The following is a 25,165-nucleotide window of genomic DNA, read 5'->3' on the forward strand; positions in this document are numbered from 1 at the left end:
AGAGTCAGTTGTTAGTGGTTAGTGGTTAGTTGTTAGTGGTTAGTTGTTAGTGGTTAGTTGTTAGTTGTTAGAAAGCCGAAAAAAAGATCGGGACGAACTAATAACTGGGTGCATCTCAGTTTTGCTGTATACAGTGCGAGCGTCCCCGCTCGCTTGCTGTATATAGCACGCGAGCGGGGACGCTCGCACTGTAAAGAAACATCCTTTTGCAAAACTGAGATGCACCCTAATAACTAATAATTAATCACCAATTACCAATCACCAATCACCAATCACAAATTACCAATTACCAATTACCAATTACCAATTACCAATAATTAAGTATGCAAAAACAACGTTCAATATTAGCCCTAATTTTTGTTTTAGTCATCGCCGCGATTACTGTGATAGTAACAATTCCGACGCGGCTGGGATTAGACTTGCAAGGAGGGTCACAACTCACGATTCAGGTCAAAACTACCAAAGATATCCCGAAAATTGAAGAGCGGGATCTAGAAGCAGTGCGGCGAATTATCGAAAACCGAGTTAATGGTTTGGGAGTCTCTGAAGCACTTGTACAAACGGTAGGGAACGATCAAATTTTGGTTCAGTTGCCAGGGGTAAGCGATCCGCAACAAGCGGAACGGGTGCTCGGCGGTACCGCACAGCTAGATTTTCGGCGCGAAATACCGCAAGAAAGAGCTTTTTTGAACGTCAGACAGGAGGAACTTGCTGGACTACTACGCAAGCAGCAAGACTTGCAGGTAAAAGCAGATGCTAAAGCCATCGCCGAGAACCAAACTGCGATCGACAAAAAGAATCAGGAAATTAAACAACTCACCGCTAACCTTTACCAACGTACCGAAATTACCGGCAAAAACCTCAAAGATGCTTTTGCCACATCCAATTCCTTAGGAAACACCTATGCTGTAGCCCTACGCTTCGATACCGAGGGCGCCCAAAAATTTGCCGATCTGACTAAAACCATTGCTGGTACGCAGCTCACTCTAGGTATTTTTGTAGATAACGAATTGATCAGCGCTGCGACTGTGAGCGATCAGTACAAAGCCACTGGTATCACAGGCGGTAATGTCGAAATTTCGGGCAACTTTACAGCACAAAAAGCTAATGACTTGGCTGTACAATTGCGCGGTGGTGCTTTACCAGTGCCGGTAGAAATTGTTGAAAACCGCACTGTCGGCGCTAGTTTGGGTAGAGACAGCATTCAAAGCAGTATCTATGCAGGTATCGGCGGCTTGGTTTTAGTCTTGATTTTCATGGTGGCGTACTATCGACTCCCCGGCGTAATTGCCAATATTGCTCTGTTAATTTATGCTCTGTTAACTTGGGCCGCTTTCGTGCTGTTGGGAGTAACTTTAACCCTGCCGGGAATTGCTGGTTTTGTCCTCAGCATCGGTATGGCTGTGGATGCTAACGTGCTGATTTTTGAGCGCACGCGGGAAGAGTTGCGGGCAGGGAAGACGCTTTATCGATCGGTCGAATCGGGTTTTTACCGCGCTTTTTCCAGCATTTTAGACGGCAACGTAACTACGCTAATTGCTTGTGCAGCTTTGTTCTGGTTGGGTGCTGGTTTAGTCAAAGGCTTCGCTGTAACCCTAGCCTTGGGCGTCGCAGTCAGTATGTTTACGGCGATTACTTGCAGCCGCACTCTTCTTTTGGTAGTGTTGGGCTTTCCCGGATTGCGTAAACCCGCGTGGTTTTGTCCCGGTTTGTCGAAAACTGCCAATAGCTAATAGGTAATTGGTAATTGGTAATAGGTAATTGGTAATTGGTAATTGGTAATTGGTAATTGGTAATGGTTGTAAAGTACCAATAGCTAAAAATTATTTGTAAATTAATGCCCAATTTTCAATGCCCAATGCCCAATGCCCAATTCTCAATGCCCAATTCCCAATTCCCAATGCCCAATGCCCAATGCCCAATTCTCAATTCCCAATTCCCAATTCCCAATTCCCAATTCCCGCGAAATTATGCAATTCAGTGTTATCAAACAGCGATCGATCTGGTGGAGTATTTCCGCCGCTATCATCCTTGCAGGTATAGTGTCGATGGCGATTTCTTGGACTCGTCCCGACATCCGCGCACCGCTGCGCCCCAGTTTGGACTTTATCGGCGGCACTCGCTTGCAATTTGAACTCGACTGCACGAAACCGGAAAATTGTAAACCCATCGATATTTCCACTGTCCGCCAAATTCTCGATACCCAAGGTTTGGCTGGTAGCAGCATTCAAGTTATCGGCAAAGAACAGCGCGGTTTGTCGCTCCGCACGAAAACTTTGGATGTGGAACAGCGGACTAAGTTGCAAACAGCTTTGAGCGAAAAAATAGGTGCTTTTGCTCCTCAATCTATTCAAATTGATACGGTTGGGCCGACCCTCGGCAAACAGTTGTTTACTTCTGGTTTGCTGGCTTTGTTCCTGTCTTTTGCTGGTATTACTATTTATCTGACCTTCCGGTTTCAGTTAGATTATGCCTTTTTTGCTTTTGTTGCTCTGTTTCACGATGTCTTAATTACGCTGGGCATTTTCTCAATGTTGGGTTTAGTTATAGGAGTGGAAGTTGACAGTTTATTTGTGGTGGCGCTCTTGACAATTATCGGTTTTTCTGTTAACGATACAGTGGTAATTTACGATCGCGTGCGAGAAGTAATCAAGCTAAATCCCGGACAGTCGATCGATCAAATTGTCGATGATGCTGTCATGCAGACGCTGGGAAGGTCAATTAACACAACTTTTACCACGTTGCTGACCTTGTTTTCCATCTTTTTGTTTGGCGGCGAAACCCTCAAGTATTTTGCTTTAGCATTGATTGTCGGCTTTATTGCCGGTGCGTATTCAAGTATTTTTATTGCTAGCACTCTGCTAGCTTGGTGGCGCAGTCGCACGGGCAACTCCATCGCCATCCCCACAGAAGGAATCAACCCATCAGAAGAAGTTTAATTGTCATTGTCATCAGTCATTAGTTGTCAAGCTGCTGACTGGTGTTAATTGTTAACTGACTCAGGACTCAGGCAAAAAAATGGTTTGACGTGCTACTGATAGCGGCAAGGTGCGCCATAAGCACCCTACATACCAATGACTAATGACTCATGACTAATGAAAGCGACCGAAATTTTCAAATTGAAGTCCAAAGGCTTCACAAACTAACAGTTTACGGCCGCTGGTTAACTGTGATATTGCTGTGGATTAGCGTCGGTTCTTTGAGCATTTGGAGTTTGCGTCGCGAAATCGATTTGTGGTTAGAAAATTTCACTTTGGCGGCGGTACGCTACGGTTTGTATTTTCACCGCTGGCCGAGTCTTGGTTTGGTTTTGTGCTTGGGGATGACTTTAGCCGTCCTAACTTGGCACCGTCGCAATAATATTGTCCGAGGATTGCCACAGGGGCAAAAACAGCGTTTGGAAAAACAAGTGCGCCGCATTCGCCAACAGGGGCCGAGTCATCCTTTGTGGAAGTGGGTTTGCAAAAATTCGCAGTAGCCGACGAGTTTTATTATTCAGCCTTGGATGCACTCCAACCTAAGAAACCGGGTTTTTTCGCGAATCTGCGGGATGCAATCAAATATCAGGGTGAAAAAACCCGGTTTCTGGCCACCGATGCTTAAGTCATAATTTTTTAAATCCGTTAAATCCGTTAATTAATCCGTTGCCGAACTTCCTGCGGATTCGCTCAAGCAAACCAAGGCAAAAGCTGTGCTGGGGAAGACTGTTGAAGGGGAATCTCGATCGCAAATTCTGTTCCTTGTCCCGGTGCAGAAAAGCACTTCAATTCGCCGCGGTGTTGGTTGACCACAATTTCATAGCTGATGGACAGTCCCAAACCCGTTCCTTGGCCGACAGGCTTAGTAGTAAAAAAAGGGTCAAACAAGCGCTTCCGAACATCTTCTGTCATCCCCGGGCCGTTATCAAAAATCCTAATTATTACTTTTTTTCCCTCGATTAACTCGGTGCGAATGCGAATAGCAGGAGTCAGATGGGTAGAGTTAGAAATAGAGGACTCAGTATTTGTAGGGGAATGCTTTGGCTCGCCTGATTGCGACTTTTTCAGGCTTTTTTCATCTAGATTATGATTTTTGTTCCACTCGACAAGAGCGTAAATGGCATTAACTAAAATATTCATAAACACTTGATTTAGCTGTCCGGGATAGCACTGCACCAGCGGCAAGTCGCTGTATTCTTTGTGAATTGCGATCGCCTCCTGCCCCGGTTTTCCTTTAAGCTGGCTTTGCAAAAGCATAATCGTGTTGTTGATACCGTCGTGAATGTTGACCTGCTTCATTTGGGCTTCGTCTAACCTGCAAAAGTTCCGCAGCGATAAAACGATGTCGCGCACCCTTTCTGCACCTTGCTCCATGGAATGTAACACTTTTGGCAAATCTTCCAGCAAATAATCGAGTTCGATTTTTTCTGATTCAGCTTCAATTGCTGGGATAGATGCGGGACTGTGCTGCTGGTAAAGAGAAAGCATCCGCATTAAACCTTCCGTATAGGCTTTAGCGTGGTGTAAATTGCTGTAGATAAAGCCGATCGGATTGTTTATTTCGTGAGCTACGCCTGCTACTAACTGCCCCAAAGAAGACATTTTCTCTGTTTGAATGAGTTGGGTTTGAGTGCGCTGAAGTTCCAGCAGGGCAAGTTCTAGTTCTTGGGCTTGATGCCTCAATTGTGCTTGGGATTCCCGCATCGCCACGGTTGCTAACTCGTGAATCTGCAACTGAGAAAGCAGCAGTTGGTGAACGTCTAAAAGTTGGTAATTCTCCGGCTCGATTTCTACCACAATTGGTTCGTGGATTAGTTCTGGCGATCGCTCCAGAGACTGCCGCACTGCCGTCATAATTGAGGTTTTGCGATCGAGAACTAATATATCAGTTTGAGTAAAGCGGTAGAGTACCAACAAAGGCTGTTGAGAAAATAACTCCAAGCTGTAGGGACGGCTCATGTATTCAAAAAAACGCCGCCGCGAAATCATCCCAATAAACTTTCCTTTCTCGGTAATGATGATGCCGGGAAGTAAAGGATGAGTCTGGAAAATTTTAGAAACTTCGCCACCCAGACAGTCTGACTCTAGGAGAAAGTTGTACAGGGTTAATTCCTCTAGAGTCGATCGCAAACCAAGCGGCGATGTCAGGGGACTCAACCCATCAGTTTCATACACTGCTCCCTCCTTTGGTAATTGGCAGTTGCGGTTGGTTGCTGGAGTCTTGCATACTCTTTTGCCAGCAGTTTTGACTTTTTTATAGCTTAGCTATCAACTCCGCTTTGCTCTAGCTAATGCCGTTAATTAAGCAGTTGTTTTTCCTTGAATAGTGCTGGAATCGCCCGCAATTATCTTGCAGGTTAGATTGATTTAACAGCAGACACCTCTGGGAAATCTGAGTATTTGGTAAATTTTATGTATCCAAAATTCTACTAATCTGAATATAGCAGTCATGAATACCTTTCATGTTTGATAACATTAATTTTGTTCAGATTCATAGAAATCTGGGTTCTGCGCCAGTACATTTGCTATTACCCCTTACGTAAAATTATAAGACAATCAGACAAGAGTAGCGACAAATCTGGAGCCGATCGCCCGGTTTGAGAATTCAAGCAAAATCGGTGTCGGGGACTTGGCAAAAAATGTCAATTGTCAGTGGTTTGGCACAAATGCCGATCGCTCTCAACACGCGGATTGTATTGCAGGTAGTCTCCGAGCCAGCGACAGCCGGCCGCGACCAATTTGTCAAGTTCGGCAGATTCTACTTTAGCAGGATCGAGACTCCAAAGCTTCACCGACGCATCTTTGCCGGCAGATGCTAAAGTTGTGCGATCGGGACTAAAACTCACGCTCCACACATCGGCTTGATGTCCCTTTAAAGTTTGCAGCAAAGTACCGTCAGCCCGCCACAACCTCACCTTGCCATCCGTGCTGCCCCCTGCCAGCATCTTGCTGTTGGCACTCCAACTAACACTGCCCACACCTGCTGTAGAATCGTCGAGAGTTTTGAGCAACTTGCCGCCACGGCTCCAAAGTTTCACCGTCCAATCGTGACTCGCTGAGGCAATCATCTCGCCATCTGGCGAAAAATTGCAGCCCCAGACTTCATCTCGGTGTCCCAAAAGAGTTTTCTCAAGTCGAAACTGTGCTTGGACAGTGCGTTTCCAAAGTTTCACAGTTCGATCTTGACTCGTAGAAGCCAACAGATTGCCGTCAGGACTGAACCTGACTGATGTCACTGGTCTAGTATGTCCTGTTAAAGTTTGCAGCAAAACACCGCCTGCACTCCAAATCTTAATAGTTTTATCCGAACTGCCCGTAGCAATTAATTGAGAACCAGGGCTAAAACTCGCGCTCCAAACTAAATCTCGATGTCCTTGTAATATTTTATGTAAAGTTCCGTCGCGGTGCCAAATTATGACAGTGTTGTCAAAACTTGTAGAAGCAATTAACTGACTGTCCGGACTAAAAACAACCTCTGTAACTGATTTGCTGTGTCCCGGCAAACTCAAGACTAATTTACCGTTAGGTTGAAAAACTTTAACAATAAATTTGTCGTCAGCAGTCACAATTAACTTGCCGTCCGGGCTGAAGTTAGCCGTATGCACGTTAGCGAAACGATTGCGTTCTCGTACTGAATTCAGTGTTTGGTGCAATATATTTACTGTCTGTGCTTTTAGGGCTGGGGAAATATCTATTTCTTGTAATTTTTTTGTGGCGCTGATGGCTGCGATTAACGCTCCTAGCTCGTCGTAGCTTAAGGAAATAGTGGCAGTGGAATTTAGGGCTTCAATTTGAGTAATTATTGCTTGTTTTTTTTGATTTTGAGCGCGGGTGGTAGCTCGCTCTGCGTGGATAGCGACGCTGGCAGAAATTGCAGAAATTGCAGCGAGCCCGAACAAACTCCATTGAACTGTTCGCTTGGCTTTATGCTGAGCTTTAGTCAAGACTAAATTTGCTTCGGTTAATATTTGTGAAGCTGCTTTTTCTAGTTCCAAAGCTCTTTGAACTTCCCGATTTTCTAGTTCTTGGCTGGCCCAGAGGAATTGATAATCGCGATCGCTCAAACTTTTGTCTGCCGCCCAGCTTAACGCTTCTGCGAGAGCTCTGCCTTGCAGCAAGCGGGAACTGTCGGTGTGGTTGGAGGCGAACCAAGCGCAGATCGACTCGGAGTAAGGCTGGAGCTTTGCTAACTCTTGCTGTATCCATTCTCGGTTAAAAACCGCTGCATAAATTTGGTTGTAAACTCTGAGTCGCCCTCCATCTGTGACAATTAAACCTGAGAGCAAAAGTTCCATTTTTTCGGAACTCTGTTTAGATAAATCATTGTCAATTTTCAACTCTGCTGCTGGTTGTTCGTTGTCGTTGGTTAGAGTAAACTCGGCTAAAATTTGTTGGTAGATTCCGAGCAAACGGCCTGTGCGCTGGGGATTTCTCAGGAGGCGATCGCGAATTGTCTTGAGATGTTCCGGTTCGTCTTGAAATTCCCAGTTTTCGACTGTGCTTGACTGCACTAATTCGGCAATAAATAATTGACAGTTGACCGAGCTGTTACCCTCGCTGCTGGTTTGTGCTTCTAACTTCTGAGCAGTTAATTGACAAAGCTTTTGAGTTAGAAATGGCTGTCCTCCCGTCCATGCTAAGATTTGTTTGAGCATTTCTTGGGAATTGTCTATTTTTTCTGACCATCCTCTGACTAAAGGCGTGGCTTCAGTTAGATCGAATCCTTTGAGTTCAATGGCGCGGCCGATATTAAACGGAGTTCTGGTTTTGTCAGAAATCAAATCTTGAGGAGTTGCGACGCCAAATAAGGCAAAAGTCAGGCGGTTGTACTCGGGATTTTCGACGCGTTTGTTGTAGCAGCCACGTACCCAGGCAAAAAAGTCGTCGCTGGAGAAGTTGAGCGAGAGAATGCTGTCAATTTCGTCGATAAAAATCACGATATGCCGATCGCTCCCCGGCAGCAATACTTGTTCGACAAATTCATTTAATCTGACGACTGGTGGCAAGTGTTCTCGCTCGCGCCACCAAGTCTTGAAATTTATTTTAATTTTAAAGCTGTTGGCGAGAGTCGCTGTAAAGCCCGCATACCACTGCACCGGAGTTATTTGGGCCGTACCAATTCCCGTGATGTCAACAATCCCGCAGGCAATGTTTTCTGCTTGCAAGCGGCGCGCTGTTTGCACCCGCAGACTAGATTTTCCCATTTGTCGGGATGTGAGCACGTAGCAAAATTCTCCTGCTTTTAATGAGTCGTAAAGTTGGCTGTCTGCTGCTCTGGTGACGTAGGTAGGAGCATTGGGTTCCAAACTGCCGCCGACTTGATATTCAAATTCTGTCGCTGTCAAATCGCACACTGATAATAAAGGGGCAGAAGAAAATAACTCTATTTTATCGGACTTGTTGCCAGCTTCAACTTCTCTTTGAGGAAGTTGCTTTGGATCTGATAATATTTTAATCATAATTACTTCTCCTGCCCCTTTATTTTAGGCAATTCTCATTAAAAACTCTAAGATGTTGGTGGGAGGAACCTCAGGCGGCCGGGTTTTGTTGGGCGATCGCACTGAGCTAAATTGAAATGACATTGGAGAGAAGCAAGCGACGGTTTCCATGTGCGGTTTGCCGAACTATATGTGTTAACTCTATAAACGGCAGGGCGATCGTACTTTCAGTACAATGTCAGTATTTCAACCTGTACATCTGCTGAGCCTGAATATCCAAAGCTGTGAAAGTACCTCTAATCCTGTGGCTGTATCGATCGAAGATTTTTTCGTGGGGCGGCGGCGGGAGGCTCAGAGGTAGACAGTTAGCGTATTGGCACAAGGAGAGGGGAGTATCTCTTTTTTGTCATTGGTCATTGGTCATTGGTCATTGGTCATTGGTCATTGGTCATTTGTCATCTCGCGAAGCCGAAGGGTGGTCAACTGTCAACTGTTAACTGTCAACTGTCAACTGTCAACTGTCAACTGTCAACTGTCAACTGTTAACTGTCAACTGTTAACTGTCAACTGTCAACTGTCATTGGTAATTAGTCGTGCCGTCAGGAGCATCAAGGTGAGCATCTGAACTCCCAAAAAGTATCTTTTACAACTTTTGAGCGTCCTCGAAGAGCGAGCTGCTATGTAAGACTTGCGAACTCTTGAAGTGCTCGCAAAGCGAAAAATAATGCTTTTTACAGAAAAGATATGCTCCCAGAGAGAAAATCACGACAGCAGTAGGAGCAATATCACCCAAAAGTATGATTGATAGATAAAAAATTGCGTGTTATCTTTTTAAAGAATTCTATACAAAAATACTTTTACGGAAAAGGAGAACAAAAAATGGACACACCTACAGAGCGCCTGCAAGAACCAGTCGGGACAAGAGAACTCGAATCAATACCTGTAGCTGCCAAAGTTTCTGCTCAAAAAGTTACTGAAGTTAAATTTGATGCGACTCCTTTAGAAACCCCTGTGTATACTCAGGACAAAGTTAGCGTCGAAGAGTTGAAGATTAACGGCGACGATTTAGTTGCTAAAGTTAAAGAGCTGATTCACGAAAGCAATATCCGCCGCCTGATTATCAAAAATGAAGAGGGACGGATTTTGGTAGAAGTTCCTCTGACGGTGGGAGTAGTCGGCGGAGTCATTAGTGCGGCTTTGTTTCCAGTGATTGCAGCAGTAGGAGCGATCGGTGCATTAGTCGCTCACATGACGATTATTATTGAAAGAAAAGAGTAAAATATTGGTCTTACCAGTAGTGCTGGTGTTGGGTTAATTTCCGGCACTCGACCTTGTTTGTAGTGAGGACTTTAGTCCTCTTTTTATGAATCAGGACTTACGCAAAAATAGTTTTTAAGCGGGGATTATAGCGCTAAGGTGCACAGCAGGAGCGCACCTACAAAACTAGGCTTTGCGTAACTCGTTATTTGGCAAACATATGCTAAGACACAGTTTGGTGAGCTAACTTAACTGTGCCTAAAGCCGTCTTCCTGCTGTCAAACAGTTTCATCACCCCGGAGGAAATGGTCTCAATGACATCGGGAGCGCAGTAAGACAGAAACTCTTCCGACGAAATGTGACCTGCAAAAAACTCTTGAGCTTTCTTCAAAAAGTTTTCGGTTTCCGCAAAGCCGATAGATTTGATAATAAATGTAGCGACGGGGGAGTTTTTAATATCATAGGGGGATTCTTGATTGCGTCCTATTGCCAACAAGTCTAAAACCTCTTTTTCTAACTGACTTTCTAAGGGGTAAGCGATTTGTCTGTTGGGCAAGTAATCTTCCAAAACCGATGTTTTAAATCCTGGGGTGCGTAATTCTCCCATCATGGTTGACAGCGGAATATCGCGCCCTAAACGGTAGGAAAGAGCTTCTAAAATGGCGATGGTAATTAGTTTGATACCCAAATATAGTTTAGCAACTGCGATATTTTTCCTGGTTTGGGCAATCATGTGAGCGTAGGTTTCATCGTCCGGCTCTTGCATGAATTGCTGAAAAACCAGTTCGGGTTTGAGGAAGTTTAAAAATCCTTCCATTTTTTGCAGAGATTTGCGATATCCGCCCACGGTATAGGAATTGACATTGCTCAATTCGTGGTTGGTTTCTGGCATCAAGTTCCAGGTATTGTCTAAGAAATTAGAGGAATTGGGAGAGGCAAAATTCTCTACATCCCGATTTGCTAACCTGACAGAACGCTTGACAATTTCTGCGGTTTGGGCGTCAGTCCATCCGAAATCAAAATCGCGATTTACAGCTACCAAGCGCTGGTGCAAAAGTTCGATCGCACTTAAACCGCTGGCCGAAGGGGGGCGAAAAGGAATCGTAGCTTCGATGCAAGCGGCAATTTCGGCTATTTTACTGGCTGGCAAAAAAGGCTCCAAACATTTGCCAGCAATCACGGCACTCAAAAATTCGTTTTGGCCGGCAAACGGAGAGAGAATCTTGCCGGGAACAAACCCAAAGACACAGGCCACCAGGTGATACATGGCATCGTCGGGCAGTTCGCTTTCATCTCTAATCACTAACTGCGATCGCACTTCTTTGACAAAAGGACAAAGGGCGCTACTAATATTGAAACTCACACCCTGATCGACTTGGACGTACACGAGGTCGTGAAACATCGCAGCCAGCACCTCGATCGGATCGACTGACCCGCCAACCTCAAAAATGTGTTCCGACGTGTGAAAGTAGCGCCAAGGCCCTCTCATCGTTTGAATGATTAACTCGGCTATCTGCTCCAGCTTGGGAATATCTGCTCGACCTCCCAATTGCTCGATCGACCCTACCAAACCATCCAGACACCGTTTTTGTTCTCCGAAAAGCTCCATTTACGCACCTCCAGTACATTCCCTGATTGTCTTGGGCTTGATTGAATGGTATCAAAACGCGCTGCGATCGTGCCATCGCTCCTGACTCAAAACAGGTTTTTGTCAAAAGTCCAGTAGGGGGGTAAAAGCCAGAGGGCAAGAGAGAGAGAGCGAGCCAGAGAGCGAGAGAGCGATAGAAAGAAGAGAATTAAAAATTCAAAATTTGCGGCGATTCCCAGAACTAGGAGGTTCTGTATCATCAATAACATTAGATTTGACCAAGGAGACAATTTAGGATTTTAGATTTTAGATTTTAGATTTTAGATTTTAGATTAGGGAATTGGGAATTGGGAATTGGATCGCAAGTCTAAAGTTGCATTTTTTAACTGATGTTAGTTGACAACAGCCCGATCGCTAAATCTCAAAAAAATCCGGTTTTTCTCAATCTCGATCGACAATCCACGGCAAGCAGAAACCTGGTTGTAGCCCGCACGCCCCAGCCCGGAACGATGTTCAGCTTTTAGACAGAGGTAAAAACTCGCTCGATCGCTGCAAGATGAACTAGGAACTGAGCAATTTGGGAGACTGGGTGGCGTGAAATTCGTGTCCGATCCGCGAATAATAGTGAAAATCCGCAAAATGAACGAGCGGGTGCGATGGCAAGAAAAGTCGATCGCCGATCGGGGAATCGACCAAACTCGGATGATTTTGGACGATCGAACCCCCGACACTCCGGAGTTTTCATTTTTAGTAGCAGGCGACAGCGGCACGGGCAACCACCGCGGCCACAACCCCCAGCGGCAGGTTGCCGAACAGATGCTCTCGGAACGCCAAAGTTGCCGTTTCGCGCTGCATACGGGCGATGTAGTTTATCTGGTGGGTTCCAGCGAATATTACTTGCAAAACTTTATTCGCCCCTACCGAGAATTTATCGTCGGCGGCGAGCAACCATCTCGGATTGCTTACGATCGCATGGTGTTCAACTTTCCGTTTTTACCAGTACCGGGAAACCACGACTACTACGACTTACCCGTACTCTACGGCATCCTCTCAGCGACAGCTTTGCCGCTGCGAAAGCTGTTGGGTTCCAAGTTGGATCTCGATGTGGGCTGGCACGGTTCACAAATCGGCAATGCGTATGCTAAAGCGTTTCTGGACTATCTCAAAGCTCACAAGTTACCGGGAGAACTCGATCGCCACCTAGACGCCCACTACACCGCCAGCACCAGCACAGGCCGCTGCATCCGCTACCAACCCGGACGCTTTACCCGCTTACCCAACCGCTATTACACGTTTCGCAGCGGAGGTATCGACTTCTTCGCCCTCGACTCCAATACCTTTAACGAACCGTTGCCGATCCCGAAAACCAAACAGGGCGACATTCAGCGCCAAAATTTGGAACTCGATCGGCAAAAGTTGGAACAAGAAAAATTGGAAATGCTCGAAATGTGCGATCGGCTAAACCCGGAAATTCCCGAAGAAGCCGAACAGCTAGACGACTTAACGGCAAAATTAGCCCAAGTTGACGAAATGCTAATGGATATTGACAAACAACTGTCGCCCGACAGATCTGCCTCCACAGACGTGGAACAACTCGAATGGCTCAAACAAAGATTGATTGCATCTTGGCGCGATACAGGGGTGCGAGGGCGGGTTATGTACTTCCACCATCCCCCCTACGTCACCGAGGCGACCAAGTGGAATCAAGCTCAAACTTTGGCCGTGCGGTTGCGGTTGCGGGAGGTACTCGACGCGGTGGGCGATGCAGTTGGGGAAGTGGCGCGGGGGCGATCGCTTGTAGATTTGGTGCTCACAGGCCACGCCCACTGTTTGGAATACCTACGCACAGGGGATACGGGACACGGTGACTCGGGGATTAATTGGATTGTCTGCGGGGGAAGCGGGCACAGTCTGCGGCGCCAGCGCCCGGAAGGGCCGATCTTGCAGGAACCGTCTAGCCCGGAAGCTTATCGGTTGGCGCAGGAGTCGGGTTCCTCCACAGCCAGCCGCCAGATAGCAGAATCTTTGCTATTTGTGGGGCGTAGCGGCGAAGGTTCCCACAAACGCCGCCCTTATTCGTGTTTGCGGATTGATGTTCTTGACGGGACTCCCCCGAAGTTCAAAGTCAGACCTTTGGTTGTCGAACGATTTGAGGGGAAATGGCAGGAAATCGCGATCGAACCCTTTGTGATTTAACTTCATTTCTAGGTTCGTAGTGAGGACTTCAGTCCTCTGTTTTAGAACGACTAAAGTCCTCACTACGAACCTGCTTAGTTCTAGGTTCGTAGTGAGGACTTCAGTCCTCTGTTTTAGAACGACTAAAGTCCTCACTACGAACCTGTTTAGTTCTAGGTTCGTAGTGAGGACTTCAGTCCTCTGTTTTAGAACGACTAAAGTCCTCACTACGAACCTGTTTAGTTCTAGGTTCGTAGTGAGGACTTCAGTCCTCTGTTTTAGAACGACTAAAGTCCTCACTACGAACCTGTTTAGTTCTAGGTTCGTAGTGAGGACTTCAGTCCTCTGTTTTAGAACGACTAAAGTCCTCACTACGAACCTGTTTAGTTCTAGGTTCGTAGTGAGGACTTCAGTCCTCTGTTTTAGAACGACTAAAGTCCTCACTACGAACCTGTTTAGTTCTAGGTTCGTAGTGAGGACTTCAGTCCTCTGTTTTAGAACGACTAAAGTCCTCACTACGAACCTGTTTAGTTCTAGGTTCGTAGTGAGGACTTCAGTCCTCTGTTTTAGAACGACTAAAGTCCTCACTACGAACCTGTTTCAGTTTGCCAGACATATACCCCTTACCCATTACCAATTATGAAACGTTCAGCCTGCCTAATCTTTAATCCCGTCGCCGGCAACAGCGACCCCGACCAAGACTTAGCGACAATTCAAGAACTTTTAGAGCCGTTTATTGACTTAGATATTCGGCTGACAACGCCAGAAATAGACGCCGATAGACTCGCCCACGAAGCAGTTGCTAGAGGAGTTTCGGAAATTATTGCTTCGGGGGGGGACGGCACATTATCTGCTGTTGCAGGGGCGATTGTCGGTACAAATATCCCTTTAGGAATTATTTCGCGGGGAACTGCGAATGCTTTTGCTAATGCTTTGGATATTCCCAATACAATTGAAACCGCTTGCGAAACTATTTTGGGAGGGTTGACGCGGGTGGTGGATGCGGGGATGTGCAACGGTAAAATGCCGATGGTTTTGTTGGCTGGCGTGGGTTTTGAGGCGGAAACTGTCGAATTAGCCGATCGCGAAATGAAGAATCGCTGGGGAATGCTGGCTTACATTCTCTCGGGAATCAAACAGTTAAACAATTTAGAGAGATTTGAAGCCGAAATCGAAACTGAAGATAAAATTATCACCGTTACTGCTGTGGCGGTGACAGTGGCAAATGCAGCGCCGCCTACATCCATTTTAGCGCAAGGCCCGGCGGGGATTATTTTCGATGACGGCTTGCTGGACGTGACGCTGGTGGCGCCTCAAAATAAAGCTGGGGCGATCGCAGCTTCTTATCACCTCTTGCAAACAGCTTTGAGTGGCAATGCTACCGATCGCGATGACATCGGTTATTTGCGCGCCAAAAAAGTCAAAATTACTGCCAATCCTGCTCAAAAAGTCGTGGTAGACGGGGAAATTGTCGGCATGACTCCGCTTTCTATTGAGTGCATTCCGGGAGGTTTAACTATTTTCATACCGCGAGTTGAAGAAGAAGTCCCCGTGGAAAAACTCACAGGTTTAGCGGATATTGAAGTTACCATGAAACCTTTAAGTTAAAGCTTTCTGCGAGACCAACAATCACATGATATCATGTCCGGTCAAATGACTGTACTAAAATAGGTTTGTAGTGAGGACTTTAGTCCGCTCTTTCATAAGGACTAAAGTCCTCACTACAAACCTTTTGTATTGCTGGTACCAGTTTATACAAAAAAATTGCGAACAGGAACAAGAAATCTAGGAAGAAACCGGGTTTCTGAGGTATCGGTGAGTTCTGGACAGAATTAGAAAGACCGCGCGGGCGGTCTTTTATTTTTAAGCGTCTAAGATTTGGCGAATCCGGCGCTCCAAACGTTCGAGATCAAGTCCGCCTTCATCGCGGCTAATCCGGCGGACGGTGACGTTGACATTACTCAAATCTGCCAGCAAATCTTGGAGTATTTCCTGTTGTTGGCGGGCTTGAGTAATTTCGCGCGGTTCCTGCACTAAATCGCGAATAATTGTATCTTCGGCGCGCGAAGCAACGATCGGATCTACTTCGCCGTCTACGTGCACAAAAGTGCGCCGGCCCGGGCCGCGTTCTTCTTCAATTGGGATTACTGCTGTTACTCGATCGGAACGTACATATTTACCAAATCCGAGGTGGACTAGCACTGATGATTGTATTTTCATAGATAGGAAGTTTTATTTGTTAGTTATCTATATTTTAACGTATATTTCTCGGTTTTAACAAGATAAGATGGCGGTTAAAATCGATTCTATACAAACAAATTCCGCCTCCGCGGAATGAAGATCAGATGGCGGTTGAAACCGCTTCTACATAAACAAATTCCGCCTCCGCGGAATCAAGATAATACGGCGGTTGAAACCGCTTCTACATAAACAAATTCCGCCTCCGCGGAATCAAGATAATACGGCGGTTGAAACCGCTTCTACATAAACAAATTCCGCCTCCGCGGAATCAAGATAATACGGCGGTTGAAACCGCTTCTACATAAACAAATTCCGCCTCCGCGGAATCAAGATAATACGGCGGTTGAAACCGCTTCTACATAAACAAATTCCGCCTCCGCGGAATCAAGATAATACGGCGGTTGAAACCGCTTCTACATAAACAAATTCCGCCTCCGCGGAATCAAGATAATAACGTAATTTAATTGCCAATTCTTCAACCCGCGGAGGCGCGTGAGTTTCTGTATAGAAGTGGTTTCAACCGCCCTGTCTTATCAACTCTATCAACTAAACTGTTGAGCGCAGTAGCTTGCGTAGCGAGATCCTTTTTCGAGTAATTCCTCGTGCGTCCCCGATTCGACGATTCGACCTTTTTCGAGCACTAAAATACGATCGGCTCTGCGGACAGTAGTCAACCGATGGGCTATGATAAACACGGTGCGATCGCGCATCAATCTTTCCAGCGCTTCTTGCACTAAACCTTCCGATTCCGAATCCAGCGCCGATGTCGCTTCATCCAAAATCAGAATTCTGGGAGCGAGCAGCACCGCACGGGCGATCGCAATTCTTTGTTTTTGTCCGCCAGATAAATTGACGCCCCTTTCTCCTACCCAAGTTTGATAGCCGTCGGGAAACTCAGTAATGAATTGATGGGCGTTAGCAATTTCCGCAGCTTTCTGCACATCTTTTAGTTCATAATAAGATTGACCGAAAGCGATATTTTGAGCAATTGTACCCGAAAATAAAATCGTTTCCTGCGGTACAATTCCGATTTGCTTGCGTAGAGTATTTAAGGTGACATCTTGAATATCAATACCGTCAATTAAAATTTGTCCGGCTTGCGGATCGTAGAATCTCGGTAGCAAATTTACTAGCGTAGTTTTCCCCGCACCAGATGCGCCTACAAGGGCGATCATTTCTCCGGGAAGCACCAGCAAACTCATATTTTGCAAAATCTGCACTCCCCCTTGTCCTCCTTGATCCAGGGCGGATTGAGAAGCGTAGGCAAAATTAATGTTGCGGTATTCGACTTTACCCGTAACGTGGGGAAGTTCGATCGCCCCCGGCTTTTCTACGACTGCGGGTACAATGGCTAAAAGCTCAAAAATGCGATCGCTAGAAGCTTCTCCCTGCTTAAAATCGCCGTAATTTGCAGTGGTAATCGCGATCGGATCAATTAACAGCGCTACTCCGGCAATATAACTGATAAATTGAGTACCAGTGAGATTTCCTTGAGCAATTTGCCAACCTCCCAGGAAAAACAGCAAAATCACGCTCATCGCTTCCAGAAAGCCAACTACGACGAACTGAAGTGCTTTTACTCGTTCCGACAAATACTTAGCGCGCCGGTTTTGTTCTGCTTCTTCTCCAAAGCGGGCAATTTCGTAATCTTCAGCTACAAACGCTTTGATTAAACGAATGCCGCTAAATACTTCTGTCAGCAAAGCTGATAAATCTGAAATGCGATTTTGACTTTGGCGCGAGTAACTGAGAAGTCTTTCGCCAAACCAGCCAATTAAGATAGCCATCAGCGGTGCAATAATTAATGCACCCAAGGTTAATTGCCAGTTGAGATAAATCATATATCCCATTACCGCAATTAGCTGCAAAACACAAGGGATAAACTGATGAAAAAATTTATTTACTACTTCGCCAATCCGGTCAATATCTTCTGTGAGGCGGTAGGATAAGTCTCCGGTTTTGGCAGTTTCAAAGTAGCCGATATCGAGTTTTTGGAGGTGGGAATAAACTTTTTTGCGGATTTCTAAAGCAATAGTCAAGGCTGCTTTTGCCATTAGCGTATCTTGACCGTACTGGGCTGTACCGCGAATCAAAAATATCACTGCGCTGAGTGCCGCAATTTGCCCGAATCCTTGTAAATCTCCTTTTCCTATAAATTTGGCTGTTTCGCCAACCAGCCACGCAATAATTGGCCAAAATATGGTAAAGACTACGGTACAAGCTAATGCTTTACCGATGGTTTGTTTTTGGGGACGGAGGTAGGGTAGGATTTGCCAGTATGTCGATCGAGTTTTCAAGATATTTGACTCCTGCGAGTTCTGCTTCTACAGATATCTGAGCCAAAATATGATAGCAGCGATCGGCTAAACACTCGACAATCACTCCTGAGCATCTGCATGAGTAGCCTGCACCTTAGCCCCCGCCACAACTGCGCCCCGAAAGGCGGCCGACTCTCCAGGTGCAAGAGTAGCTGGTTGAGCGTCGATAAACCCATTGTCAATTAAATTGCCTAACTCGTCCAAAACTTGATAATTGACTTTGACATTCTTGATTGTTTTACAGCCTTGATTGAACACTTTACCGCTGAAAAAATTGCCGTCATAATTTGCTTGAGCAATTGATACTTTTGCCGCCATGTTTGCACCACTAACACAAGTTTGGGAAGTTTCAGGATCTGGCGGTTTTTCGCACAGTTTGCCCAAGTCTACGGTTTTGCCGTCGGGGGTTTTCATGTAGCAAAACGGCTCGTCAACTGGTAAGTTTTGAGCCTTCGTCTTTGTAGAGTCTGCCAGCAAAGTGCTAGCGGAGATTGATGAGATTAGCAATGTTGATAAGGTTGCTGTTAAATGTAAAATTTTCATGTTGTTATTTCGCAGTTTTATGAGATTAATTATGCCTTTTGCAAGGATAGCAGGGAACAGGCAAGATGCCTGTTCCACAACAATATTTTTTTCTTGGAAAGAATAGCTTGGGATGGGCAAGATGCCTGTTCCACAATAATATTTCTTCTTGGGGAGAATAGCTTGGGATGGGCAAGATGCCTGTTCCACAATAATATTTTTTTCGGTGGAACGGGCATCTTGCCTGTTCCAGAAGTTGATTTAAAAGACTTGTGCAAGATATCTTTTGTACGACAAAATCTACGCAATATTTAAAATTTGCTAAGTTAAAGCGCATCTAATTTAAACAATTATGTTTGTCTAAACTTTTGTGGGGCGTTGTTCTGAGCAGGGCCAGAAAATTACCTTAATGTATGTTATAATAAGACATCAAACTTTAGAAAGTAAAGTCATGGTCGCGACTCAAGATAACCCAAAACAAAAAACGGTAGCAATGACCGTAACTTGGGAGAAGTTGCCAGACGACTTCCAATTAGAAGAAAAACCAGTGGAGAATACAGGTCAACCGCTAATTGCCGGAGCGCTGCGAGAAATCTTAGAACTGAAAGGATTAATCGGGCCGCTAATGCTGATTGCTAGCAATTTTGGCATTTGCGCTACTGTCAACGGCGAGTTAGTCATCAAAGCACCCGATTGGGTTTATATACCTTCGGTACTCCCCGTAGAATCGAGAAGAGACCGCAAAAGCTATACCCCAAACTTGGAAGGAGAAATCCCCAGCATTGTCATGGAGTTTTTGTCGGAAACAGACGGTGAGGAATATTCGATTAGACGTACTTTCCCTCCAGGAAAGTGGTTTTTTTACGAACAAATTCTGCAATTGCCAACTTACATAATTTTTGATCCAGAAAGTGGATTGCTGGAAGTGTATCGCTTGCAAAATGGCAATTACGAATTAGAATTTCCTGATGAGGAAGGCCGTCATTGGATGGCAGATTTTAATTTGTATTTGGGAACTTGGCGGGGGGAGAAAGAACAGCGTACAGGTTATTGGTTGCGCTGGTGGGATGAAGCAGGAAATCTGCTATTGTGGGGTGTAGAACAGATCGCAGCAGAACGCGATCGCGCCGATCGCGAACGGGAACGAGCCGATCGCCTAGCTGAATATTTGCGTGCCCAGGGAATTAACCCGGATGAGATTATCTGATAAGTTGTACCCAATACGATCGCTGGTTTAACTGGTTCCAAGGCAGAGCCTTAGAATCCATATCAGGGAGGAAGATCCTCGGCTGAAAAAGAGGAGGCAGAGCCTCCGGATCTACGTTACCGGGCGAGCGCGAAAGTAACGAGTCGCACGAGTTGCGAGTAGATAATTTCGCAGTAATTGCGAAATTATCTACATTATCTAAGACTCGGATTCCTATTCTCTAAATTCCGAGAACCCGGAACTTTGCGGCTGGGACGGCGCTGGTTTAAACTGCTCGCAGTGCGATCGTTCAAAACACTAGCAGGAGGTGTCACACCCAAATCTTTCAAAATTTCCAAAGCCGCCCTTTGTCCAGTTTCGCAACCGCCTTCCATGTAACCTTGATTTTCCAGCGAAGTGTGTTCCCCGGCAAAATAAATGTTTCTAAGTCTTTGGCCTTCGACGCCGTGCATTTGCGTCCACTGTCCGACTAAATAACAGGAATAAGAACCTTTAGAATAGCGTTCTCCCTGCCAAAAAGCTCGGACGGCTTTGCCGGTTCTCAAGTTTCTGACACCGGGAAAAACTCTTTCAAATTGTCCTAAGAATTTTTGTGCTTGATCTTCGGGAGTTCCGGCGCCGATCGCCAAACCTTGCTTTCCTCCTGTAAAATCAGTAACTAAACCGTTAGCAGTACGAAGGAAAGGCGTAGCTTCCCAGGTATTTTGGAATCCTAAATCTGTATAAACAGAAGCAGTCGATCGATAAACTTCTCGCCAAATGCGGCTGCGGTAGCCTGTAATTAACTTAGAATTAGTACCGTAGCCCAACTGCTGGATCGCCCTCAGCTTTGGTTGGGGCAAAGGTACGTTAATTTTAACATCTCGCAAAGTGCTGAACGGCAAAGTTAACAAAACTCGCTCGTAGGTGCGATCGATCGCGCTTTGTCCCGATCGCAAACTTACCCGATAGCGTCCGTCAGATAACAGAGTAATCGCTTCCAAAACCGTTCCCGTCTCGATCGAACCAGACAATCGATCAGCTAAGCGGTTGACAATTTGACTGTTACCGCCATCAATTTGATAGCGCTCGTCGCTGTTACCGAACAATTCAAAACTGCCAGCTTCAGCACCGATTAAAAACAGCAGATTTAACGCCGACTGTTCCTCAGGATCTCGGCCGTATTCCGTCGTATAAGCAATACGCAGCAACTGCCGGACAATCGTGCTAGTCTCAGCTTGGTCTAGATATTGAGCCAGCGAAAGATAGTCCAATCTTTCCGCTGCTTCTGTAAAATCTAGATAACTAATATTATCTCCAACTGCCTGCAAATCAGCATTAATTTTAGCGGCTAGCGGCGCAAAATCTGCGATTAATTGCTGCTGAGAAAATCGGCGCCCTTGAAAGAAAAAAGTATCCGGTACGAATCCGGTGTGTACGGCTGGTAAGTCGATCGCCCGCAAACCCAATTGCGTCGCCAGCGAAATCAAAGTAGTGTGGCCACTGTCAATAAATTCTGCCCCCAATTCCACCGGAATCAGCGTTCCAGCCGCGTTGGGAAGCGTGCGAATCCGCCCCCCCACGCGGTTGTTTGCCTCAATCACATCAGCGCCCACGCCCGCTTGACGCAAGCGATAAGCCGCAGTCAAACCCGCAATTCCCGCACCCACAACCAAAATGGGCGATCGTCCGCGCTGCTGAGCAAAAGCTCCTTCCCGGGTAAAAGTCGCAGCAGCCACAGCCCCCGCCGCAGCCAAACCCCCGTGCAGCAACTGGCGCCGAGATATGGGAGAATTGGGAGTGCGATCGTCGAGCATCCCGAGCAATTCATCAGCCGGAATGCCAGTTTCCCTTGACTTTTGGGCAATACTAGCAGCGCGGCGCAGCATTGCCATCAGTGCAGATTTAGCCATAATTGAGACCCTCTCACAAAAAAATTGATGTAAACTGGATTCTCGATCGAATGTGATTGTGCACTTTCCAGATTAAAGTACAAAGAGATTTTTTTTAATAATGCTAACCCTCAGAACACTGTTCGACAGCAAATTTTATCTCGAAAACAACCCAGATGTCGCCGTAGCACTTGCCAGAGGCACAGTATCCAGCGCCTTCGATCACTACCGAAAAATTGGTAAATTTGAAAATCGCAACCCCAATGCCCTGTTTGACGCCAGCTATTATTTAGACACCAACACAGATGTAGCGGTATCAGCAAAACTCAACGGTTTTTCAGGCGCCGATCACTTTATCAGATTCGGTCAATTTGAACGGCGGAACCCCAACCCTTTCTTCGATGTTGGCTTCTATCTCACAAACAATCCAGACGTTCAGACAGCAGTCCAAACAAATCAATTTACCGCATTTGAACACTACTTTAAAGTTGGTCAATTTGAAAACCGCAAACCCAGCCTTTTCTTCGATCCCAGCTTTTATATAGAAAAATATCCGCTGGTAGCAGCAGCAATCACCAGCGGCGCAGTCACAAGTGCGATCGACCACTACATTCAATTCGGCGAAGTAGAAGGACTGCTGAGCACACTCCCCGCTCCCGCTGATAATTTAAACGCAGCAAAACCCCTCGGCATTCTCACAGACAGTCTGAATGCGAGCGATTCTGTAGGGGCGGCCGGGGCCACCGATATTTACAGTTTCATCCTCAATACTCCGAGTCTTTTCAGTGCAACTGTTGACGGTTTGAGCGCAAATGTTGAAGTAGAATTAATTCAGGATCTCAACGGCAACGGCGCTGTTGGTTCCGACGATATTATTGCTTCATCTAACAATTTAGGGACAGCTTCAGAAAAACTTGTCAGCAATGGGGCTTTGCCTGCGGGGACATATTTCGTCCGCGTTTCTCAATTTCAAGGCGATACAGATTACAGCTTGACATTGCTATCCGCTCCTTCTCCCACGCCGCTTGTATGATAGGATGGTTTACAGTCGAAGGCAGCCGTAGCTGAAGGTGGAAGATATTCTGACGAATCAAATAAAATTTTTGAATTCAATAATTCTTCTGGTTGGTCTAGTAACAGTTAAAGGATAGGGCATAACGCAATACGGTTCACTTAAGACTCTTATACTCGGAGATCCCCCTCGCATCCCCCGAATCGTTGCGGGGAGTTTAAGAGCATTGTTCCCCCCTTTTTAAGGGGGGTTAGGGGGGATCGGTCTTATCTGAACTGTATTGGGGCATAACGACGTGGATGCGATCGCCCTTAAGAGCGATCGCCCATTTAACCAGTAGACAAAAACCAGGGAGTAATTAATTCGGCACAGACCACGATCGCACTTTACCCAAAGTAACCGGCATCACATCTGCCACGTCAATTGTATAGCGGTAAACTTTCTTTGCCCGACTGCTATTTTCAGAATCAAAAAACTTCAATTTCACATCCCAACAGTCGCTATTCAGCCGGCAGAACGGGCTTTTTTCCACTTCGATGCTATCGAGTTCCATGCCTCTAGCAACGGCCTCGGCAAAGGTAGAAGCAGCTTGGAAAGCATTTGTCGCAGCGAAATTGAGAGCGCGATCGCGCGCCGTTTTCCCTAAGTTCCGCAAGTCGAAATAAATGCGGTGCAGGAAACTAACCAAAGAACGCCGTACCGCTTCCTCGCTCACATCACCCATTCCATCCCGCAGAGTATCCAAAGCAGCACTTACCAGGCTATTAACGCACCAGCCATACATTCCCCGCGTCACTCGCGGTTCAATCACCGGCACCGATTGCCCAGAAAACAGTTCAACCGTGCGATCGCTCAGCCTTCCGGGGAGGCTCATCCGCTCGATGTAATCTTCGCTTTCTTGTGCAATCAACTGTGCTGCTAGCAATTGTATGAGACCTTCGTACACATCCGCCCCAAACGACCCTTTCGGTTCAATGGCGTAAACCGGCGTTAATTCCTGATTCAGCGTCCAAATTAAAGCTTTTGCTTCCGATGGGTTTTGTTCCAGATAGTCCGCCATCTGGCGCGCATCGTAGGGGTTAGCGGGAACCGTCACGCCCTCAATTTCCACAGCCGGCATCAACTGTTTGAAGGTATCGCGCCTCGCCTCGGTGCCGAAGTCGTAGCCGAGAGTTCCCAAGGCATAAACCAGCTTTGACGGAATGCTCGCGGTGACGGCAGTTGTAGGTGTGTTGGGCGTGATTGCAAATTCTGAGGAAGAGATTTCGCCGCCCGTATGCGAAGCTGCGATTGAACGTAATTCCCCATTACCAGGGAAGGCGGAAGTCACTGCACCCAAGAGCACGGGAGTTAGCGCACTCTCCTCTACGATTGCTTCCCTCTCATCGGAATACAGCACTTGGGGGAAAGGTTCTGCACTACCGGCAAGTTGAATTGGACTGAATGTCGAAGGCGCAACAGCCGCCAGCAGTTCCCCTGTCAGCAAGCGAACCGCACCGGGAATATTCAGTATCCCCCGCAAGCAGCGCTCCGGTTCTTCCACTTCTTGGGGATCGCAGGGAATGGCGCTATTTAAAATAGCCGCGCGAACCGCTTCAGCATTTGGCTTTTCGCCCCGCTGCAACTGCAAGCTCATTAACAAAGCAGAAACGCCGGTAATAATCGGAGCCGCGCAACTGGTGCCTTTTTTCCGCGCAGGCTCGTCAGTTCCCGGTTGCGCCCCCAAAATATTTTCCCCAAATGTCATGATGCCTTGCTCCTGGTACTTCCCGCCCCAGTTGCTAAATTTGAACGGGATGCCGTCATCCCGCAGTGCGCCTACTGTGAGGACGTTTGGCAACACGGCGGGGACGCACCAGCACTCGCCTTTGTTGTTACCTCCCGGCGCGACAACCAAGATGCCGTTATCTTGACATTGCTTGACGGCGCGGCCAATTAGTTCGTGGGCGAGGCCGCTTTGGGTGGGGTGACAAGCAGCGCAGTGGATGATATTTGCTCCTTGTTCCATTGCCCAATTGAAGGCGCGGGCGAGGTTGAGGGGGGAGATGAATTCGGTGCCTTCGCCGTTGATGTCGATCGGAATGTTGATAGCGGTGCAGCCAGGAGCCATGCCTGGGGCGGGGGAACCGTGCTGGCCGATAATGGTGCTGGCAATGTGGGTGGCGTGGAAGTCACAGCCGAGGCGGTTGAGGATGGGTTTGGGGATGGTTTCTTTTAGGGCTTCAATTTTTGCTTTTAAGGCTTCTTCTTCGGCGTTCGTTTCTTCTTCAGTTTTTTTTAGCTCTGCCTTTTCTTTTTCTAGGGCTTCGATTTTCCACCATTGCTCTAGATAGGCGGGTTCGATGGGTTCCGGTTCTTCCTGCCAGTAGGGGCGTAGTTGGCTGAAGTTGGCTCCTTGGAAGCAGGCGCGGGTCATGTCGGCGGAACCGTCGAGGACGGCGATTTTGATGCGGGGGTCGCCTAGAGTGTGCGACCAAAGTTCAGGTATTCCAGTTATAGTGATTAAGTCAGGCATTGTGCGATTTTGTTGTTAAATCTTTATTGATTGAGTGTAAAAC

At 46.6% G+C, this 25,165-nt stretch carries 17 protein-coding genes; 9 read left to right on the top strand and 8 right to left on the bottom strand.

Annotated features, from left to right (window positions below; all coding sequences use genetic code 11):
- The first annotated feature begins 323 nt into the window (after positions 1–323).
- From secD to QZW47_RS03175, 3 genes are all read left to right on the top strand, one after another.
- Positions 324–1,733 carry a protein translocase subunit SecD gene (gene secD, locus QZW47_RS03165; protein WP_293123754.1) on the top strand — a complete coding sequence of 470 codons (1,410 nt, stop codon included), beginning with the start codon at positions 324–326 and terminating at the stop codon, positions 1,731–1,733.
- Between the two features lie 237 nt (positions 1,734–1,970).
- The gene (secF, locus tag QZW47_RS03170; RefSeq protein WP_293123756.1) at positions 1,971–2,939 is read left to right on the top strand and encodes a protein translocase subunit SecF; all 969 of its coding nucleotides are present in this window, start codon (positions 1,971–1,973) and stop codon (positions 2,937–2,939) included.
- 149 nt (positions 2,940–3,088) lie between these two features.
- Complete coding sequence (locus QZW47_RS03175; protein WP_293123760.1) at positions 3,089–3,478, top strand: hypothetical protein; 390 nt, start codon at positions 3,089–3,091, stop codon at positions 3,476–3,478.
- A gap of 190 nt (positions 3,479–3,668) precedes the next feature.
- Here the strand turns inward: QZW47_RS03175 and QZW47_RS03180 are convergent, their stop codons facing one another.
- Complete coding sequence (locus QZW47_RS03180) at positions 3,669–5,153, bottom strand: ATP-binding protein (RefSeq protein ID WP_293123763.1); 1,485 nt, start codon at positions 5,151–5,153, stop codon at positions 3,669–3,671.
- A 467-nt stretch (positions 5,154–5,620) separates the two neighbouring features.
- Entirely contained in the window at positions 5,621–8,437 is a 2,817-nt protein-coding gene (locus tag QZW47_RS03185) for an AAA-like domain-containing protein (protein WP_293123766.1), read from the bottom strand.
- Between the two features lie 858 nt (positions 8,438–9,295).
- On the opposite strand from QZW47_RS03185, the gene QZW47_RS03190 reads away from it, so the two are divergent.
- Entirely contained in the window at positions 9,296–9,694 is a 399-nt protein-coding gene (locus QZW47_RS03190; protein WP_293123770.1) for a DUF4342 domain-containing protein, read from the top strand.
- Between the two features lie 202 nt (positions 9,695–9,896).
- Here the strand turns inward: QZW47_RS03190 and QZW47_RS03195 are convergent, their stop codons facing one another.
- Positions 9,897–11,282, bottom strand: coding sequence for a hypothetical protein (locus QZW47_RS03195; protein ID WP_293123773.1), 1,386 nt, complete (start codon positions 11,280–11,282; stop codon positions 9,897–9,899).
- Between the two features lie 368 nt (positions 11,283–11,650).
- Here QZW47_RS03195 and QZW47_RS03200 point away from each other — a divergent pair, with 368 nt between their 5' ends.
- The 3 genes from QZW47_RS03200 (at position 11,651) to QZW47_RS03210 (ending at position 15,044) form a co-directional block, all read left to right on the top strand.
- Complete coding sequence (locus QZW47_RS03200) at positions 11,651–11,785, top strand: hypothetical protein (RefSeq protein ID WP_293123776.1); 135 nt, start codon at positions 11,651–11,653, stop codon at positions 11,783–11,785.
- A gap of 115 nt (positions 11,786–11,900) precedes the next feature.
- Positions 11,901–13,457, top strand: coding sequence for a metallophosphoesterase (locus tag QZW47_RS03205; protein ID WP_366930798.1), 1,557 nt, complete (start codon positions 11,901–11,903; stop codon positions 13,455–13,457).
- Positions 13,458–14,075: 618 nt separating this feature from the next.
- Entirely contained in the window at positions 14,076–15,044 is a 969-nt protein-coding gene (locus tag QZW47_RS03210; protein WP_293123782.1) for a YegS/Rv2252/BmrU family lipid kinase, read from the top strand.
- 255 nt (positions 15,045–15,299) lie between these two features.
- Here QZW47_RS03210 and QZW47_RS03215 read toward each other — a convergent pair whose 3' ends face one another.
- The 3 genes from QZW47_RS03215 to QZW47_RS03225 form a co-directional block, all read right to left on the bottom strand.
- Complete coding sequence (locus QZW47_RS03215; protein ID WP_293123785.1) at positions 15,300–15,656, bottom strand: hypothetical protein; 357 nt, start codon at positions 15,654–15,656, stop codon at positions 15,300–15,302.
- Positions 15,657–16,219: 563 nt separating this feature from the next.
- Positions 16,220–17,974 (bottom strand): ABC transporter ATP-binding protein, encoded by a 1,755-nt coding sequence (locus QZW47_RS03220; protein ID WP_293123788.1) that lies wholly within the window; start codon positions 17,972–17,974, stop codon positions 16,220–16,222.
- An 81-nt stretch (positions 17,975–18,055) separates the two neighbouring features.
- Positions 18,056–18,727 (bottom strand): FxLYD domain-containing protein, encoded by a 672-nt coding sequence (locus QZW47_RS03225; RefSeq protein WP_293123791.1) that lies wholly within the window; start codon positions 18,725–18,727, stop codon positions 18,056–18,058.
- Positions 18,728–18,968: 241 nt separating this feature from the next.
- On the opposite strand from QZW47_RS03225, the gene QZW47_RS03230 reads away from it, so the two are divergent.
- Positions 18,969–19,724, top strand: coding sequence for a Uma2 family endonuclease (locus QZW47_RS03230; RefSeq protein ID WP_293124400.1), 756 nt, complete (start codon positions 18,969–18,971; stop codon positions 19,722–19,724).
- Between the two features lie 194 nt (positions 19,725–19,918).
- Here QZW47_RS03230 and QZW47_RS03235 read toward each other — a convergent pair whose 3' ends face one another.
- Entirely contained in the window at positions 19,919–21,616 is a 1,698-nt protein-coding gene (locus tag QZW47_RS03235) for an NAD(P)/FAD-dependent oxidoreductase (protein ID WP_293123794.1), read from the bottom strand.
- 100 nt (positions 21,617–21,716) lie between these two features.
- Here QZW47_RS03235 and QZW47_RS03240 point away from each other — a divergent pair, with 100 nt between their 5' ends.
- Positions 21,717–22,628: a calcium-binding protein gene (locus QZW47_RS03240; protein WP_293123797.1), complete on the top strand. Its 912-nt coding sequence runs from the start codon at positions 21,717–21,719 to the stop codon at positions 22,626–22,628.
- 337 nt (positions 22,629–22,965) lie between these two features.
- Here the strand turns inward: QZW47_RS03240 and QZW47_RS03245 are convergent, their stop codons facing one another.
- Positions 22,966–25,122: a PatA/PatG family cyanobactin maturation protease gene (locus QZW47_RS03245; RefSeq protein ID WP_293123800.1), complete on the bottom strand. Its 2,157-nt coding sequence runs from the start codon at positions 25,120–25,122 to the stop codon at positions 22,966–22,968.
- Positions 25,123–25,165 lie beyond the last annotated feature (43 nt).

The organism is Microcoleus sp. bin38.metabat.b11b12b14.051, from assembly GCF_013299165.1.
In the GTDB taxonomy this organism is placed as follows: domain Bacteria; phylum Cyanobacteriota; class Cyanobacteriia; order Cyanobacteriales; family Microcoleaceae; genus Microcoleus.

Coding starts and splice junctions, on each gene's coding strand:
- QZW47_RS03240 (WP_293123797.1), top strand. CDS start 21,717: ATGCTAACCCTCAGAACACTGTTCGACAGCAAATTTTATCTCGAAAAC.
- QZW47_RS03185 (WP_293123766.1), bottom strand. CDS start 8,437: ATGATTAAAATATTATCAGATCCAAAGCAACTTCCTCAAAGAGAAGTT.
- QZW47_RS03235 (WP_293123794.1), bottom strand. CDS start 21,616: ATGGCTAAATCTGCACTGATGGCAATGCTGCGCCGCGCTGCTAGTATT.
- QZW47_RS03190 (WP_293123770.1), top strand. CDS start 9,296: ATGGACACACCTACAGAGCGCCTGCAAGAACCAGTCGGGACAAGAGAA.
- QZW47_RS03205 (WP_366930798.1), top strand. CDS start 11,901: ATGAACGAGCGGGTGCGATGGCAAGAAAAGTCGATCGCCGATCGGGGA.
- secF (WP_293123756.1), top strand. CDS start 1,971: ATGCAATTCAGTGTTATCAAACAGCGATCGATCTGGTGGAGTATTTCC.
- QZW47_RS03195 (WP_293123773.1), bottom strand. CDS start 11,282: ATGGAGCTTTTCGGAGAACAAAAACGGTGTCTGGATGGTTTGGTAGGG.
- QZW47_RS03200 (WP_293123776.1), top strand. CDS start 11,651: ATGTTAGTTGACAACAGCCCGATCGCTAAATCTCAAAAAAATCCGGTT.
- QZW47_RS03210 (WP_293123782.1), top strand. CDS start 14,076: ATGAAACGTTCAGCCTGCCTAATCTTTAATCCCGTCGCCGGCAACAGC.
- secD (WP_293123754.1), top strand. CDS start 324: ATGCAAAAACAACGTTCAATATTAGCCCTAATTTTTGTTTTAGTCATC.
- QZW47_RS03245 (WP_293123800.1), bottom strand. CDS start 25,122: ATGCCTGACTTAATCACTATAACTGGAATACCTGAACTTTGGTCGCAC.
- QZW47_RS03230 (WP_293124400.1), top strand. CDS start 18,969: ATGGTCGCGACTCAAGATAACCCAAAACAAAAAACGGTAGCAATGACC.
- QZW47_RS03215 (WP_293123785.1), bottom strand. CDS start 15,656: ATGAAAATACAATCATCAGTGCTAGTCCACCTCGGATTTGGTAAATAT.
- QZW47_RS03175 (WP_293123760.1), top strand. CDS start 3,089: ATGACTAATGAAAGCGACCGAAATTTTCAAATTGAAGTCCAAAGGCTT.